This is a genomic window from Pseudoalteromonas sp. BSi20495, assembly GCF_000241185.1.
Taxonomy (GTDB): domain Bacteria; phylum Pseudomonadota; class Gammaproteobacteria; order Enterobacterales; family Alteromonadaceae; genus Pseudoalteromonas; species Pseudoalteromonas fuliginea.
In genome coordinates, this window is the sequence record NZ_BADY01000173.1 from 1 (window position 1) to 17269 (window position 17269).

17 protein-coding genes are annotated in these 17269 nt (G+C 39.4%); 6 read left to right on the plus strand and 11 right to left on the minus strand.

Annotation, left to right across the window (positions count from 1 at the left end; genetic code table 11):
- Window positions 1–43 precede the first annotated feature (43 nt).
- The 8 genes from P20495_RS01640 to P20495_RS01605 form a co-directional block, all read right to left on the minus strand.
- Window positions 44–2320, minus strand: a complete 2277-nt coding sequence (locus P20495_RS01640) for an acyl-CoA dehydrogenase (protein ID WP_008139061.1) — start codon at window positions 2318–2320, stop codon at window positions 44–46.
- Between the two features lie 770 nt (window positions 2321–3090).
- The gene (locus tag P20495_RS01635) at window positions 3091–3894 is read right to left on the minus strand and encodes a putative porin (RefSeq protein WP_008139069.1); all 804 of its coding nucleotides are present in this window, start codon (window positions 3892–3894) and stop codon (window positions 3091–3093) included.
- Window positions 3895–4135: 241 nt separating this feature from the next.
- A complete protein-coding gene (locus P20495_RS01630; protein ID WP_007377979.1) occupies window positions 4136–4510 on the minus strand; it encodes a PH domain-containing protein in 375 nt (124 codons plus the stop codon).
- The gene (locus P20495_RS01625) at window positions 4510–5418 is read right to left on the minus strand and encodes an ABC transporter ATP-binding protein (protein WP_007377980.1); all 909 of its coding nucleotides are present in this window, start codon (window positions 5416–5418) and stop codon (window positions 4510–4512) included. The genes P20495_RS01630 and P20495_RS01625 overlap by 1 nt, the downstream gene beginning before the upstream one ends.
- Complete coding sequence (locus tag P20495_RS01620; RefSeq protein WP_008139071.1) at window positions 5415–6242, minus strand: ABC transporter permease; 828 nt, start codon at window positions 6240–6242, stop codon at window positions 5415–5417. Before P20495_RS01620 ends, P20495_RS01625 begins: the two co-directional genes overlap by 4 nt.
- Before the next feature lie 143 nt (window positions 6243–6385).
- Window positions 6386–7567 carry a cystathionine beta-lyase gene (locus P20495_RS01615; protein WP_008139073.1) on the minus strand — a complete coding sequence of 394 codons (1182 nt, stop codon included), beginning with the start codon at window positions 7565–7567 and terminating at the stop codon, window positions 6386–6388.
- A gap of 9 nt (window positions 7568–7576) precedes the next feature.
- A complete protein-coding gene (gene nudC / locus P20495_RS01610) occupies window positions 7577–8497 on the minus strand; it encodes an NAD(+) diphosphatase (protein ID WP_008139076.1) in 921 nt (306 codons plus the stop codon).
- A gap of 173 nt (window positions 8498–8670) precedes the next feature.
- Window positions 8671–9159, minus strand: a complete 489-nt coding sequence (locus tag P20495_RS01605; RefSeq protein ID WP_007377984.1) for an NYN domain-containing protein — start codon at window positions 9157–9159, stop codon at window positions 8671–8673.
- 85 nt (window positions 9160–9244) lie between these two features.
- On the opposite strand from P20495_RS01605, the gene P20495_RS01600 reads away from it, so the two are divergent.
- On the plus strand, window positions 9245–9862 hold the full coding sequence (locus P20495_RS01600) for a hypothetical protein (protein ID WP_008139078.1): 618 nt from the start codon (window positions 9245–9247) through the stop codon (window positions 9860–9862).
- On the plus strand, window positions 9859–10614 hold the full coding sequence (locus P20495_RS01595) for a DUF3307 domain-containing protein (RefSeq protein ID WP_007377986.1): 756 nt from the start codon (window positions 9859–9861) through the stop codon (window positions 10612–10614). The genes P20495_RS01600 and P20495_RS01595 overlap by 4 nt, the downstream gene beginning before the upstream one ends.
- 71 nt (window positions 10615–10685) lie before the next feature.
- On the opposite strand, the gene P20495_RS01590 is transcribed toward P20495_RS01595, so the two are convergent.
- Window positions 10686–12080: a DEAD/DEAH box helicase gene (locus P20495_RS01590; RefSeq protein ID WP_008139081.1), complete on the minus strand. Its 1395-nt coding sequence runs from the start codon at window positions 12078–12080 to the stop codon at window positions 10686–10688.
- 200 nt (window positions 12081–12280) lie between these two features.
- The gene (locus tag P20495_RS01585; RefSeq protein WP_008139082.1) at window positions 12281–13120 is read right to left on the minus strand and encodes an isopenicillin N synthase family oxygenase; all 840 of its coding nucleotides are present in this window, start codon (window positions 13118–13120) and stop codon (window positions 12281–12283) included.
- 266 nt (window positions 13121–13386) lie between these two features.
- Here P20495_RS01585 and P20495_RS01580 point away from each other — a divergent pair, with 266 nt between their 5' ends.
- The 3 genes from P20495_RS01580 (at window position 13387) to P20495_RS01570 (ending at window position 15927) form a co-directional block, all read left to right on the plus strand.
- Entirely contained in the window at window positions 13387–14589 is a 1203-nt protein-coding gene (locus P20495_RS01580) for a bifunctional alpha/beta hydrolase/OsmC family protein (RefSeq protein WP_008139083.1), read from the plus strand.
- Window positions 14590–14746: 157 nt separating this feature from the next.
- Window positions 14747–15358: a hypothetical protein gene (locus P20495_RS01575; RefSeq protein WP_008139084.1), complete on the plus strand. Its 612-nt coding sequence runs from the start codon at window positions 14747–14749 to the stop codon at window positions 15356–15358.
- Window positions 15355–15927: a hypothetical protein gene (locus P20495_RS01570; protein ID WP_008139086.1), complete on the plus strand. Its 573-nt coding sequence runs from the start codon at window positions 15355–15357 to the stop codon at window positions 15925–15927. The genes P20495_RS01575 and P20495_RS01570 overlap by 4 nt, the downstream gene beginning before the upstream one ends.
- Window positions 15928–16030: 103 nt before the next feature.
- On the opposite strand, the gene P20495_RS01565 is transcribed toward P20495_RS01570, so the two are convergent.
- The gene (locus P20495_RS01565; protein WP_008139088.1) at window positions 16031–16792 is read right to left on the minus strand and encodes an alpha/beta hydrolase; all 762 of its coding nucleotides are present in this window, start codon (window positions 16790–16792) and stop codon (window positions 16031–16033) included.
- A gap of 129 nt (window positions 16793–16921) precedes the next feature.
- On the opposite strand from P20495_RS01565, the gene P20495_RS01560 reads away from it, so the two are divergent.
- Window positions 16922–17245, plus strand: coding sequence for a hypothetical protein (locus P20495_RS01560; RefSeq protein ID WP_008139089.1), 324 nt, complete (start codon window positions 16922–16924; stop codon window positions 17243–17245).
- Window positions 17246–17269 lie beyond the last annotated feature (24 nt).

Consider the following 17269-nt stretch of genomic DNA (forward strand, 5'->3'; position numbering starts at 1 on the left):
CAACCACGAAGGGTCAACACGCCCTAGTATTTAAAGTACTGCGCTACAGCTCACCTGGTTGAAAGTTATCAACTGCAATGGCTTTCATTCGTAACTTATTAGCATGATGCATAGCATCAGCATCCGTTTGCTCTAACAACTTATTTTCAAGTGCATAATTTATAGCGCCTTCAATATCAAGCGTTGCAGGTACACTGCCCTTACGCTGCCATTGTTTTAGGTCTTTAAACTGCGCTTGCATATCATGCATAGCTAAAAATGCACTTTCCATTACCCCTGTACCTGCATTTTCATCTACATAACATAAATGCGTTAAGCGGTTTCTAAATACTCCAGGTTGAGCCATACGCTCGCAAATACTTTGCGCTATTTCATCACTTGGTCTGTGGTAATGATTTCCAAGCGGGAACACGATACGTTTAAGGGTAAAATTAACAACCGGATTTGAAAAGTTTTTAAAGAAGCCATTAAACGCTTGGCCAATTTCAAATAATGAGTTCTCAATTGCATATTTTACAAATGGTAAATCAGCTTGTTGGCGCCCTTCGTCTTCATAACGTTTTAAAACAGTTGATGCTAAGTACAAATGACTTAATACATCACCCAAACGTGCCGATATCATTTCTTTGCGTTTAAGCTCACCGCCAAGTATTAACATTGCAACGTCTGTACAAATGGCTAAGCCTCGGCTCATTCTGCTCAATTGCTTATAATAAACAGCCGTTTCACCACCTACAGGCGCTTTAGCAAAGCAACTGCGCGTTAAACCATGTACAAATGCCATGCCTGCATTACTTGCTGCAAATATTATATGGCTCATTAATAAACCATCAAACTGCTCAAGAGCTGCGTCGTCATCTTCCATTGCAGCGGCTTCCATTTCTTTTAAAACAAATGGATGGCAACGTGTTGCACCTTGACCAAATATCATTAAATTACGCGTTAAAATATTCGCGCCTTCTACCGTAATTGATACCGGAATCCCCATATAACCATGCGCCAGATAGTTATTAGGCCCTACTTGAATTCCTTTACCTGAGTGAATATCCATTGCATCGTTCATTACCGTACGACCCATTTCAGTCATATGGTATTTAGCAATCGCTGTTACAACCGACGGGCTTAATTTTAAATCAATCGCACCTGCGGTCATTAGCCTGCACGACTCAAGTGTGTAAGTTAAACCACCAATACGCGCAAGTGCCTCTTGCACACCTTCAAATTGCCCTATAGATACACCAAACTGCTGGCGTACCATAGCGTATGCCGATGTCATTTTCGAAGCTAAATGCCCAGTTGCTGCACTCAATGCTGGTAGTGATATACCACGCCCTGCACTTAAACACTCAACAAGCATTCTCCAGCCGCGCCCTGCACACTCTTGACCACCAATAATCCAGTCCAGTGGTATAAATACATCTTTACCGTAAGTGGTACCATTCATGAAGGCCATATTAAGCGGATAATGTCGCTCACCCGTTTTAACACCCGGATGATCGGTTGGTATTAGTGCGCATGTAATGCCTAGCTCTTTTTTATCACCTAATAAAGCATCTGGATCATACATTTTAAACGCTAAGCCTAGTACAGTAGCCACTGGTGCAAGTGTAATGTAGCGCTTTGACCAATTTAAGCGCAGGCCTATTACTTGCTCGCCATTGTGCTCCCCCATACACACCACGCCTGAATCAGGAATGCTGCCAGCATCAGAACCCGCCTCTGGGCCCGTTAATGCAAAACAAGGCACATCTGTGCCATTAGCTAAACTTGGCAGCCAACGATCTTGCTGCTCTTTAGTACCATAATGAAGAAGCAATTCGCCTGGACCTAAGCTATTAGGCACCATAACAGTGACGGCGGCAGTTAGACTTTTAGTCGAAATTTTTGACACTATCGTTGAATTAGCAATTGCGGAGAACTCACGCCCCCCAAATTTTTCAGGAATGATCAGTGCAAAAAAACCTTCTGTTTTTAGGTAATCCCACACTTCTTTTGGTAAGTCTTTGTCTTTTTGTACAATTTGATAATCATCAAGCATCGCCAATAAGGTTTCTACTTGGTTAGCCATAAATGCGTTTTCTTTATCGCTAAGCTCTGGTTTAGGAAAGCGGTGCAGTTTTTGCCAGTCTGGGTTACCACTAAATAACTCACCATCCCACCAAACATCACCTGCTTCCATCGCCTCTCGCTCTGTTTGCGATAGCGGCGGAAGTACCTTTTTGAACATTTTAAACGTGGGTCTACTGATCAGATTAAGGCGTATATCTTTAACTGCAAAAATAACCACCACCACAACCAGTAAAATAATAAATACTGACATGCGCACATTCCTTACACATTGAATTAAATAGTAGCTCAATTATGACCCATCTTAGTTTAAATACAATCCTTGCGCAGTGACTCTATTGCCTCAACGCATTCATTCTATTATTTAAAAATTCACTACTATTATCTTTGATCTAAATAAGCTGGGTTATGGATAATAAATCTATCTCAAGCAGCTATTTTCAGCGCTAACTGTGTTGAATTTACTTGCAATAGGCCCGCTGTTGACGCGTAAATTCGCCTTGTTTTCACTGAAAACCTCTGGCTAGAGAAAATAAATTTAAATATCACCATGATTCAATACGTTACTAAATCTCTTAACCAGAGTTCAGGTTAAATAATAAATTAAGGAATATCATAGATACGAGAGATTCAACACAAATTAAAAAGCCGTAACTGCTTAAGATGCAAATGCATTTATAACAAAAAACAGAAAAAGAACTGAACCGTGCAGTGCGATACCAATTCCATTAAGTATGTGATCTAAATTTTACGCCGAAAAAATAATTCAGTTCTAGGCGTAAATTGATGTAAATGGTTGTTCCCTTTGCGAAATTTACAACAAATAAATGGGTTGTTTTTAGCAAGTAAAATAGATCAGCTATTTATTGGAATTGGTATGAATATACGCAAACTTGAAAAACTCAAAAGAAGTACACGCGAAGCAAAATGAAGGCCGTAACTGCGGCTGATAAATAGTGCTAAACGCAAAAGCCCGCTCAATTGAGCGGGCTTTTAGTATTATATTACTAATTTACAGCTGAATTAGAACTGTAAGCTTACATTTGCAAAGTAAGCATCATAATCAGAATCATCCCAGTTATTGCCATAACCTACTTCTAAACCAACATTGTTGTTGAAAAAGTGTTGAGCACCAAGAGTGTAATCATCATTTTTATTAACTGTAACAAAAACCGATGTTGCTTTGCTGAAATAGTAGTTAGATGCTAATTCCCAGTTACTTGAACCGCCATCAACATCTTCAAATTTACCTTCAACAGTTAAGTAGTTACCTTGTTGTAAATCAACAAAATACTTTGCTGCTACTGCACGGTAATCAAACTCATCATCTGATGTTACTGTAAAGCCGATGTAATCAGTGCTGTTTAATTCGTGGTTATATGCTAAGTCAAAAATAAAATGATTGTCAGCATCTTCGAAATCTACAAACGTTGCTTTTAGTACAAGGTTTGGATTAAAGAAGTAACCAGCAGAAAGTTCAATTACATCCGTGCTTGAGCCAAAATCACTATCGATATTATTGTACTGTGCACCTAATACAAAATCTTCTACAAAATACTCACCGCCAACGCGAGTAACATCTCCAAAGTCATTATCACTGTATGCACCATAAACATTTGTTTGCTTATTGATGTACTCAAATTGATCGTAAGGACCTAAAGTCGCTTTTGGAGAAAAATAATAAGTTGAGTCAACGCTCACCGTGTCATTACCATCAGTGTCCATGTATCCTACATGGCTGATTGATTGGTAAGTATCTGCGGCCATTGCAGTGGTTGCAGCGCTTGATAATAAAATGCTCGAAATAATAACGGCTAACTTTTTCATTTTTAATTTCCCTATGTATATTACTTTTTACGCTCTAGCTGTGTTGCTAAAGTCGGGGCACATCCTAGCGCCTAAAAACTGAATCAAAACTGAACGGCAGCTCAACTAACCACCTGTATTTATTAGATAAATTATAAATTATTGTTACTAAATGTTAACTTAGAGTAGTTGCTACATTTAGTCAACAACTACTTAAAATATGCATCAATGAAAAAGCCAATAAATACAATGCAATTTGTACCTAAAGTGCATGTTGACTAATAATTCGATAAACATCATTAATGTTATCGCCAGACTTAAATTCTTTACTAATTGGTGTAGGATCAGAGCCAACCCATATTTTTAGCTCGGCATCTAAGTCAAAATGGCCTGCACTTTCTTTACTAAACTTCGTTATTTTAGAGTAAGCAATGCTCACCATTTCCATTTTAGAGCCGGTCATACCTTGCTTATCAATTAAAATTAAGCGCTTATTAGTAAAAATAAACATATCACGTACTACTTTATATGCTTTTTCTACTTGCTCGCCGTCAATTAATGTATTGGCGAGGATTTTTTCTAAATCAGAATCGTCAACTTCACTTGCATTACCCATAAGTCCGCTAAGTAAACCCATTATACTTTCTCCTGTTTAAATATTTGATTCTCTAATGTATGACCATTAACTAACTGCCTGTACTGCCAGTGTTGTTGATGACAAAAATTCAGTAGTGCAATATCAAGTGGATCGCTCGTTGGCTGATACTCAACTACATATTCTTTATGTTGGCTCATATACACACGACTCACACCTGCAATTGCTTGAAGCTGTTGCTCAACATTTTGATAAGCCTCGCTTAGCATTAATGTATAAAAGTGTTTATCTGTATTATTAGTTTTTGTTTGATGTTCGCTTAGTACGCCTTTATCTAAATGAAGTACCTGTGAGCATAGTCGCTCAAGCTCTGTTAAATCGTGAGAGCTTAAAATAAATGTAGCCTGCTCACTTAATTCAGATACAAGCTCACGTACTTCTCTGGCATGAATCGGATCAAGCCCTGCGGTTGCTTCATCAAGCATTACAATTTGTGGCGCGCCAATAAGTGCTTGCGCTATCGTAACGCGCTTGCGCATACCGTGCGATAAGTCCCCTGCACGCTGCTTTGCAATTTCTTTTAAGCCAACCAAATCAAGTACACGTAGCGCCTCAGTTTGGCTTTGCTTTGCCCCCATACCTTGTAGCTTTGCATAAAAGGCGAGTTGCTTGTCTATGTTAAAGCGGGGGTCAAGTTGTGCGTCTTGCGGTAATGCACTTACTTTATTAAATAAAGCAGCACTACCAGGTTTATGCCCTAATATTTCAAGGCTGCCTTTACTTGGTGCTATATAGCCGCACAACAAACTAAATAAGGTAGTTTTACCCGCACCATTTGGCCCAACAAGCGCCACTGGCGCGCCTTTGTTAATTTCAAAGTCCACATTATTAAGCGCAAGTTTTGCACCATACGATTTACTCAAACCGCTAGCTGTAATTAATGGTCTCATAGTGAGCTCCTTGCAAAAATACGTTGAGCAACGCTTAGTAGCACTGCAGTTTGCACAAGGGGAATAGCCACAGCGCTCAATAATGGTAAATTTTGCCCCGCTAATAGCTCTATTTGCACACCCGGAAATAAATAATCAAGCAAGCCTAATGCGGGTATTTGCCATTGTAGTATTCCCACAACAATACCGCCTGCTGCAAAATATAAAATTGCCAATACAATAGATAAACGCGATGAGCGAGCAAAGGTATTAATTAACGTCATAAGTGCTACAAATGGGCACAGAGTAATCACTAATATTAAAAAGATAGAAAGCGCACGAGCAAAACCACCAGCCAGTAAACTAGGATCTCTAAACCCTAGTACCGCGAGCGTAGCCACAAGCGTTATACCCACTAAGCAGGCTAATACTCCTAGCTGCCCTAAAAAACGGCCAAACAGTATTTCAAAGCGAGTGGAGCGCAGTGATAAAAACCTTAGTGTGCCGCGCTCTCTGTCGCCTACCGTTTGGTCGCTACAAATAAATAAACCAAAAACAGGAAAGCTATACAGGGCTATTAACCAGTACATAGCAAATTCGGCCTCAGGCCAATCCAATAATTTACTTAAACCAATAGAACCTGATATATCACGGGCTATTTGCTCAAAATCGGGCGCACTTACAATGCCTACTGCCTGCCCTATTGGGTAGCGCAGTATTATTAGCCACACCAATGCAAAGGCAGCTAATGCAATAAGTCCACGTTTAGTTAAAAACATACGTACAAGCTCAAATCCCGCTATTTGCGTTAATCGCCCTACGTTTATCGGTAATGGTGTTGCCATTGACTATCCTTAATGACTTTTTATTTTCTGTGTATTTATCCACACTAAGTGTAAACACCTTGAATTACCAGCAAAAAAAAGCTCACCTGTGGTGAGCTTTGTAACAATACATTTAAATGTAACAACATAAATTGCGATATAAATTATAAATACTGCTTATAAACCTCAAGTGCTTGGCTTAAATCGCTAATTAAATCTTCAACATCTTCAAGGCCTATGTGCAGGCGAATAACCGGCCCTAAATCCCAGCCTGTATTTGAGCGCAGCCCTTTCATGGTTAAATTAGCCGTTACTAAGCTTTCAAAACCGCCCCACGAAAAACCCATTTTAATATGCTCAAGGCTATCTAAAAATGCATCAATCGCTTTTTGATTGCCGGTTTTCATAACAAATGAAAACAACCCATTACTGCCATCAAAGTCACGTTTAAAGAACTCATGCCCTGGGCAGCTTTCAAATGCAGGGTGTCGAATATGATCAACAAGCTCATGTTGCTCAAGCCATTTAGCTACTTCTATTGCTGCTTTTTCATGTTGATTTAAACGCACACCCATTGTACGCAGCCCTCTAAGTGCTAAATACGCATCATCGGCACTGGTACATTGCCCTAATAAGTATGAGTTTTCGCGCAAGGTTGGCCAATACTTTTTATTAGCAACAGCCACCCCCATCATCACGTCTGAATGGCCAACAATATACTTTGTTGCAGCTTGAATACTAATATCAACACCGTGCTCTAACGGGCGATAATGCAGACCGTTACCGTAAGTATTATCAAGCATGGTCATTACGTTGTGCTCATTGGCTACTTTGACCATAGCGGGCACATCTTGCACTTCCATCGTAATAGAACCTGGAGATTCTAAAAACAATACTTTGGTATTTGGCTGAATATAGTCTTTAATACCTGCGCCAATAGTTGGCGGGTAGTAGGTTGTTGTAATGCCCAGTCCCACTAAAATTTTATCGCAAAAATCGCGAGTTGGTTCGTACACGTTATCAACCATTAAAATATGATCACCGGTTTTTAAAAACGATAAAAATACTTGGCTAATCGCCGCTGCGCCACAAGGGTATAGTGCACAGCCTTCGCCGCCTTCAAGTTCTGTAATCGCTTCTTGTAGTGCAAAGTGTGTTGTTGTTCCTCGGCGCCCATAAAATAACGTTTTATCGCCACGGGTTTTAGCTGCTTCTTTTAAATCGGCTACAGTATCAAATACAATGGTAGATGCACGCTGTACAACGGGATTTACTACGCCATGTGTATAGGCTTTTTTTCGCCCTGATGATACCAGCTGAGTGTTTTTATTACTTTTACTCGACATTGTTAATCCTTAAGGGTTTGTGCGCCAATGCTCAATTAAATAACGAGAGATAGAATCGGTTCTAGGCAGCTTTAAATGCTCCCCTTCTTCGTGCCAATTACCAAATTGCGCTAAGTCTTCACGGCTAAACCATTTTGCATCGTCTAGCTCTTCTTTATCTACGTTAATTTGCTCAGATGTCGCCTGTGCAAAAAAGCCAAGCATAATTGACGATGGGAACGGCCATGGCTGAGATGCAACATAACGTACGTTATCAACCTCTATGCCTGCCTCTTCTTTAACTTCACGCGCAACAGCTTGTTCCAGTGTCTCCCCTGGGTCTACAAATCCAGCAAGCGACGAATACATACCAGTGGGCCACGCAGCTTGGCGACCTAATAAACAGCGTTCTACTCCGTCAGCAAAGACTTTAGTAACGACCATAATTACCGCAGGATCGGTACGCGGGAATGTAGGATGCTTACAGTTTTCGTTTTCACATATACGAGAATGCCCTGCTTCCACTGAACGGTTTTTACTACCGCAGCGCCCACAAAAACGGTGCGTGGCGTGCCAATAACATAACCCTCTCGCAAGGGCGGCTATTGAGGCATATTTAATGGTTACTTGAGGCCCATATTGGCGAATATCAAAAAACTGAGCGCCCTCTATTAAAGGCGAAAGTACGCTTTCATCCAGATCAGAAACATCCAATGCAAACACACCATGTTTAGCATTGTTTAAACCAACAAAAATAGCACTCGTTAAATCTAAATGTGCCACTTGCTGATACGTTAAATAGCTTACTTTAGGGGTATCTTTAATAAATAGGGTTTGATTATTTTTAACTAAAACCCATTTACTTTGCGCCGACATTTGCGCTTTAAGCCACGATGGGTCTTTACGAAAATTTGAGCCTCTATCTAGTGGCATGTTGCTGTAATGAAGCATGTAAGTCCTTGGTAACTCGTTATGCTTTAAAATTACCATAATCATTTAGCAAACCCAATTGATTACAGTAATAAAAAAGCCTATATAAGGCTTAATTCATCTATTACGGCTTTGTATTAAAATCTCTCATGTTGCAGGCACTTAGCTTGCACTTTTTTAACTATTTTTTACTGTTAAAGTAGCAAGGTATTATCAATTAAATGAAATTGCTCAGCGCTTTGTTTTAATACCTCTGCAGTTAACCGGTCAGCACCGTATACATCGCACGGTACATTATATTGATTTTTTAAATGCCCAAGTAACAAAGCAAAGTCACCATCGCCAGAGAGCAAAATAACTTTATCAAGATTTTTACCCTGCTCTAACATGTCTATTGTTATGCCTACATCCCAATCGCCTTTAGCACTTCCATCACGGCGTTGAATAAATGGCTTTAGCTTTACCTCAAAACCAATCGCACGCAAAATATTTTGAAACTGATTTTGCTTTTCATCTCCTCGATAAATTGCATACGCAAAAGCACACTCAATATTGTATTGCGCCCGCATTACCCGCCAAAACGCATTGTAATCAAAATTTTTTCCGTAGCTTTCGCGGCACGTGTAATAAATATTTTGTACATCGACAAAAATACCTACTTTTGGCTTATCTAATGCTGCCATAATTTACTTTATATTCGTTTTGCTATAATTTAGCATAAAAAAGAATACAAAGTTTAATAGTTCAAAAATATAAAGGATTTAAGTTGTGAGAATTGCGGTCATCACTGGAGACTTAATTAAATCACAAAATATTCCACAACAAGAATACGATGCAATGCTTTATCAGCTTGATCAAAGCTTGCGCTTTATCGCCAAACGTTTTAATGCAAGCTTTAGCATTTACCGTGGTGATGCGTTACAACTACAGCTACAAGAGCCTGAGCAAGTGTGTCAAGCCGCAATCTTATTGTATTTACAATTGAAAGCAGCAAATTACGAACTGCGGCAAAGCCTTGCTATAGGCTCACTCGACAATCCTCGCGCTGATATAAAAACAGCCACAGGCAGTGCTTATACATTATCTGGCCGTGGTTTAGATGCCATGGGCCAGCAACGCTTAGTCCTAAACCTTGAAAACAAAGCCATCGAGGAAGGCTTTACACTTAATATCGCTTTGATCGACATATTGCTTCAAAAAATGAGCCAAAAGCAAGCTAATGCACTGTTTTATTATCTAACCGCAGAAAATAAGAACCATGCAGAGCTTGCCATAGAGCTCATCACTAGCAGAGAGAATGTCACTAAGTTACTAAACCTAGCCCATTATCGTCTCATTGATCGCTTTGTAAACTACAGCCAAACAACACTCAAAGGATTGCTATGAGCAGTTTTACTTTATTACTCACCGCTTTAATACTAGGCCATTTGCTTGCTGACTTTTATTGGCAACCAATGAGCTGGGTACACGACAGAAACAAACACCATTTTCGTGCGAAAAAACTCTACGTCCACGCAGTAATACACGGCCTGACATCATTAACGGTGCTTACAATGTGGGAATATACTTACGGCTGGCAAGAATTTGCAAGAGTGTTTTTGGCAACCCTCACTATTATGTTGACCCATTATTTTATTGATCTAGCCAAGTCATATTCAAATAAAGGCGTGGTACCTTTTTTAGTCGACCAGATAACACACCTTATTGTAATATTAGTACTTGTCGTGTGGCTTGCAGATAAAAATGAGTTTTATGTCTTAATGTGGCAAGAACTCGTTGCTATCGATACATTAATTTTTATCTGCTCATACCTATTAGTTTTAAAACCAAGTTCTTTATTAATTGGTCTCATCCTAGATAAAATAACAGGAAACTTTAAAGCCTCAAGAAAAAGTATTGCAAAGTCTGGTCATTACTTAGGACTACTTGAAAGAGTGCTAATTCTTAGTTTTATCCTCATTGGAGAATACTCTGGCATTGGCTTTCTGATAGCTGCAAAGTCTATTTTTAGATTCGGGGACTTAAAACATAATGAAGGTAAAGGGCAAAGCGAATACGTCATGCTAGGTACTTTATTAAGCGTCATCGTCACACTCTTTATTGGTGTTACCACCTTATACTTTATTAAGCTAATTTAATCGCTAAAAACGCGCTACCTGTAAAAGTAAGCGCGTTTTTTGCAATTGCGTTTTACTAAACGCAATTGCAATTAATCATTATTTGTGCGACGACGGCGTTGGCCATTACCGCCAACAGATTCACGCTTTGCCCATGGGTTTTGCGCATTATCATCTGTTTTAGCTGCTGGCTTTTTAGAACCACCACGGCGTGGGCCGGTACCATTACCGCCATTGTTCGGCTTTTTACTGTTAGGCTTGCTGCTATCAGATTTAGGCTTATTAAAAGGCTGCTTTTTCTTAGGCTTTTTAGCCGGCAGTGGGCGAGCATCTAATGCGCGCTCTGCTACTGGGTTAATAGGCTCAAAACCATCTTCTTCAGCACGTGGAATAAGCTCACCAATAAAGCGTTCAATACCGTATAAATCAACAGCATCTTCTGTTGTTACAAACGAAATCGCATGACCCGACGCACCAGCACGGCCTGTACGGCCAATACGATGAACATAATCTTCATATACGTTTGGTAAGTCGTAGTTAACAACATGCGGTAATTCAACAATGTCTAAGCCGCGTGCAACAATGTCTGTTGCTACTAATACGCGTACTTCACCACTTTTAAAACCATCAAGTGCTTTAACACGTGCGCCTTGTGATTTATTACCATGGATAGCCGCGCCTACAATGTCATCGCGCTCAAGTTGTTTAACTAAGCGGTTAGCACCGTGCTTTGTACGGCTAAACACTAAGACTTGTTGCCAATCGTTAGTGCGAATCAAGTGGCTTAGCAATGCTGTTTTACGTGTTTTATCTACCGCGTAAACGCACTGAGTAACACTTTTCGCTGTGGTATTTTTTGCTGCAACTGAAATTTCAACTGGGTCATTAATTAACCCTTTTGCTAATGCACGAATTTCGTCAGAAAATGTAGCCGAAAACATCAAATTTTGACGTTTAGCAGGCATTTTAGCAATTAAGCGTTTAATGTCGTGAATAAAGCCCATGTCTAACATGCGGTCAGCTTCATCGAGTACAAGCACTTCAACGCTATCAAATTTAACTGCATTTTGATTATGTAAGTCGATTAAACGACCCGGCGTTGCTACTAAAATATCAACACCTTTACGAAGACGCTGCATTTGTGGGTTAATTTTAACGCCACCGTAAACTACAAATGAGCTCACATCCGAATGCTTAGCGTACTCTTCAACGTTTTCGCTTACTTGCAAAGCAAGCTCACGTGTAGGCGTTAAAATAAGCGCACGTACGTGATTACTTTTAGCTTTAGGGCCCGACGACAAGCGCTCAATAAGGGGTAATGTAAAACCTGCTGTTTTACCTGTACCTGTTTGTGCTGCTGCCATAACATCACGGCGTTCAATAATTGCAGGAATTGCTTGAGCCTGAATCGGCGTTGGCGTTTCATAGCCCTTTTCTAAAACCGCATTAACCAAAGACTGTGATAAACCTAAACCTTCAAAACTCATATAAACTCTCTTTTAAATAAGGCTACATTAGCCAGTTGCGCGCATTATACCTGTAGTAGCTAAGAATGCATGCCATTATTTACGTTGCAGGCAATTGAGCATAGTTTATTAAAATTAAACCTGTGATCAAGTTGCTCAAAAATGCAAAAAACGGCCATAGGCCGTTTTATATTTATACTTAATTACTCTAAGTATTAGAGTTACTTAACACCTAACTCACGCAAACGTTCTTGCAAGTAGCTATCTGCCGTGTAGCGCTCTGAAAGCACAACATCTGGATGCGGGTGTAAAAATAACGGTAGTGAAATACGCGATTTAGTAGATGCTTTACCCGTTGGGTTAATTACACGGTGAATTGTCGATGGAAAATACCCGCCCGACGCTTCTTGTAGCATGTCGCCGATATTAATAATTAAGCTGCCAAAATCACATGGCACGTCTAACCAACCGCCATCTGTTTTTTGAACTTGTAAACCAGGCTCATTCGAAGCTGGTAATACAGTCAATAAATTAATATCGCCATGGGCTGCTGCGCGAATAGCACCTGGCTCTTCATCACCCGTCATTGGTGGGTAATGTAGGATACGTAACAATGTTTGCTCAGAATCGGCAATCATGTCTTTTAAATCAATTGAAAACTTAGCACGCACATCAGCTGGTGCTTCAGCCTGAACCCAGCTCAACAACGTGCCAGCAAATTCACTTGCTAAACGGTAGTATTGACGTACATCAGCTTCAAGCTGGGCAGGAACGCGACCTTTAGGGTACACATGAAAGTACTCTTTAATGTCTTTTATTGTAAAGCCTTTCGCTACTTCAGATACTGAAGGCGGAAAATAACCGTCTTGAGTGTCTTTAGAGAATAAAAAGTCGTGCTTTTGCTCTGAGTTAAAAAAGTCTTGCCAATTTTTGTAAATAGACTCAACTAAAGACTGCGGGATTGGGTGGTTTTTTAAAACGCCAAATCCAGTATTTCTTAACGATTCAACAAATTGTGCAGCCGCATCGGGAGCTTTATAATCAACAGTAGGTAATTGCATTGTACGTTCCAGTGAATAGGTTGTGTGAAGTGAGTTGCTTTTAATAGTGCTAAATTACTTATATAAAGTAGCAAAGCCTTCATTATAGCGCTATGCGAGGATAGACAAATGACCTCAAAAACATAAGGACATATGTCCGCAAAGCATGGTCTCTGACACTTTGCTTGAACAAGATCAACTAATAAAAAACGTTGAATTTGCAAGGTTTAGTAACTATCTCTGGTCTATTATTAGAATATATTTTATTTGTGTAAATAAGGCTTCTCATGCGACAAAAAGTATCTTTTAAAAGCGGCGATTTAGAACTTGCCGGCCAACTTGAACGCCCATCTGGCGATATTAAGTTTTACGCGCTATTTGCACACTGCTTCACATGCGGTAAAGACATTGCAGCAGCTACACGGATTAGCCGTGCACTCACACAACAAGGGATTGCCGTACTGCGTTTTGACTTTACTGGTTTAGGTAATAGTGATGGCGACTTTGCTAACAGTAACTTTTCATCAAACATTCAAGATTTAGTATCAGCGGCAAATCATTTACGTGAGCATTTTGCGGCGCCGCAACTACTCATTGGCCACAGTTTAGGCGGGGCAGCCGTTCTTGCTGCTGCTGAGCATATTCCTGAAGTATCGGCTATTACAACCATTGGCGCACCGTCAGATGCGCAGCACGTAGCGCATAACTTTGAAGCACACCTTGGTGAAATTAACGCAGCAGGTGAAGCTAAAGTTAACTTAGCTGGTCGTGAATTTACCATTAAAAAGCAATTTATTGACGATATAGCCAAGTACGATAAAAGCCACATAAGTAAACTTAAGCGCGCATTATTAGTAATGCACTCCCCTATTGATGCGACGGTAAATATTAGTGAAGCTGAAAAAATTTATGCATCAGCTAAACACCCTAAAAGCTTTATTAGTCTAGATAACGCCGATCACCTTTTAACAAATAAAAACGATGCTGACTACGCTGCACAAATAATTGCAACGTGGGCAAACCGTTATGTTAAGTACGACAAAACTAAATACACGGCAAGTTTAACGGGTGGCAATGTACTTGTTGAAGAAAAAGACCATGTATTTACTCAGCACGTAAGTACAAAAGATCATACTTGGCTTGCAGATGAGCCAATAAAAGTAGGCGGTAAAAACTTAGGTCCCGATCCGTATCATCACTTATTAGCGGGGCTTGGTGCTTGTACGGCAATGACATTGCGTATGTATGCTACACGTAAAAACTTACCACTGGAGCATGTAAAAGTAGAGCTTGATCACACTCGCGATTACAACAAAGATTGCGACGATTGTGAGCAAACCGGTAACCTTGAAGCCATTACCCGTAAAATCACTTTACGTGGCGACTTAACAGAGCCACAACGCCAGCGTTTACTCGAAATAGCCGACAAATGCCCTGTGCATAAAACACTACATAACAACCCAGTTATTGTAAGTGAACTGGTAGAATAACTGCCGTAAAATTAAAATAGCGCAGGTCACACTGGGCTATTTTAGATGAACAATAAAGTAATCTCACAATCTGAGATAAAATATAGAGGTTGAATAATAGGTACGACTCTAGTAATTTGTTAGTAAAGTTATATAACCAAGGATAGGTATAAATAGTATGAATAAAAATACTTACTATGAGCGCAATAACTTTTCAATTTACGAAGTAACAAACAAAACAGGTATCGAGTTAACTCTATCTGAGCTGAAACAAATTGAATTAGCTATGCTAATTACCCCAAAAGCATTAACAACTTTTATTAATATATTGCACAACCCTGCTAACTTAGATGAAAAGAAAAAAGAAAAATTCGAATCAATTATGAAACAATACGGTTTTGTTAATTCGGCTAAATTTGAAGCAACACGAACATTTCTTATTCGCCAAGCTCGTAAACTAATAAACCTTATCGGCTCCATGCTTTTAACTCCTCATAAGCTTTATAAATGCGCAGGGTTTGGCGATGCTACTTATTATGACAGATATGGGATTATAGGGTTTGGTAAGAGCTTTTTCGAAGTAGGAACTGACAGAAAAGTTGATACTATCGTTCACGAGTTTAGTCACGCGGTATGGACTTCTGAAGATACAGCATATAACGCTAGAACAGCTATGAAAGAGCTTAATATAATCGCTCGAAACGCACGAATAAATCAAAACGCCCAATATAGGAAAGAAATTCTATCCTCTTCATACGCATTTGAAAATGCAGTACGAGCAGCCCAATGAAAAAAATTATTATTTCCATAGTTTGTTTAATAAGTTACTCATCTCTTGTTAAGTCTGAAGAAGTTAAAGAAAGCCCTATCGCTACCTCCTCTTTCACTTTTTGTCATCTAGATACTAAGTGTACAACGAATATTAGACTAGCTAACACAACCCCGTATCAAGTTAAGCTAAGCTCTCTCGCTTTTAATGAACAAGGAATCGATTTAAATTCGATGTATGTATTTGAAGAAAGTAGATACTACGATTTAAAAGAGAATAATTTAGATACAGGTATTTCAGAGCAACCCATACAGGGACGCAGACGCGCCTACAAGCAATTATCATCATTAGAATTCGAGCCGCTAGAAGTCAAGTTTATAGAGCTAAAGGGCATAGAAGAGAGGTTTGCATTAGAGCCAGGGAAAAGGTATATGGTGGGAACACTTACTCCATTTGTAAACTTGTACATTAATGGTAAGTTTGCCGATATCATCACAATTAGAACAAACTATTCACTGTTAACAATGCCTACAGAAGATATGGAAATAAAAGAACGACCAATAAAACAGTTTGCTACACCGCAAGGGTAACCTGCAATAATATACATGCTTTGTTTAATACCACTCAAAATTCTGCGTCAGCTTAAACCTTTATATATCAAGCCAGCTTAAAGTTGGCTTGATTATATCTTGCCTAATTATCTAAAAACGCCACTACTTCTTTACTCATTCTATCCACCAGCCATTTTGGTCCACCATCGTACATATCGTTATGGCGCGATTTTTCTATTAGTGTTTGTGTAACAGGAAACTTATCCAGCTCTGAATCGTTTAACAACACATTCGCATCAGCTGGGTAATCACTACCGCGAAGTGTAAGTACGCGAATGTTTTTATTGCGCGGGATCAACATGCGGCGATGATCGAGCGTAATAATAGTGCTAACTTCGTTTGGATAAATAGAGCCATATAATGCGGAAATATCACCGCCATTAGAATGCCCAAATAAGGTGAGCTTTGTAAAATCATACGCTGGGTATTTACTCGATATCTCATTAACTAAAAACTTAAGCGTTACTACGCCACGATGCCAGTTTTCCATGCGAGTTGTTAAGTAAGGTTGCTCACGATTAAGATCAGGGTCACTTTTTAGCTCATGTGCAACGGCTATTGTTAAATATCCACGCTGATTAAACGCATTACTGGCAAACGTATACCCGTTATGGCTAATCCCGTAACCTGCGTTAATAAACGCTACAGGGCATTTTACTTGTTCAGTGCACTTAGCATTGTTACTTGGTAGTGTGATATTGATAGGAATAGTGCGATTGCGGCTTTCATCGGTTATAACGCCATCGTTTGCATAGCTTGTCGCGCCTATTACTGATGTGCTTATAACTGATGTACTTAGAGCTAGTGCGCTTAACATAAAAAGCTTTTTAAGTGTTTTTTGCATGTTCAAACTTATATAAATTATTGTTTTTAATTAAAAATAACTTTTACTTTATAGGTTTGCATTCTCTATTGTCAAACTATGCGATAATAGCCGCCATTGTTTAAATATATTTAGTAAAAGACCCAATAAATGAAATCATACAATAGCATTCAAGAACGTATAGAAATTTTAGAAGACAAACTAACGGCAATACATGACGAAATCGAAACACTAAAAACCCCTGCTAAAAACAACAATGAACGTATTATTTTTAAGTTTATTGAAACAGGCAGCACAGGTAAAACGAAGGATTTTGTTCGTGAGTTAGATATTAAATCACCACGTGACGGTTTGTTTTCATCAGGTGACGTTACAAAACTAATTAAAGATGGCGCTGAAGATATTTCACCAGCGTTATTAGAAATCGCAAGACAGCTTGCCAGTGCACGTAATAAAAATGGCCCTAGCCGTTAATTACGCAGTCACGCGGTATCTAGA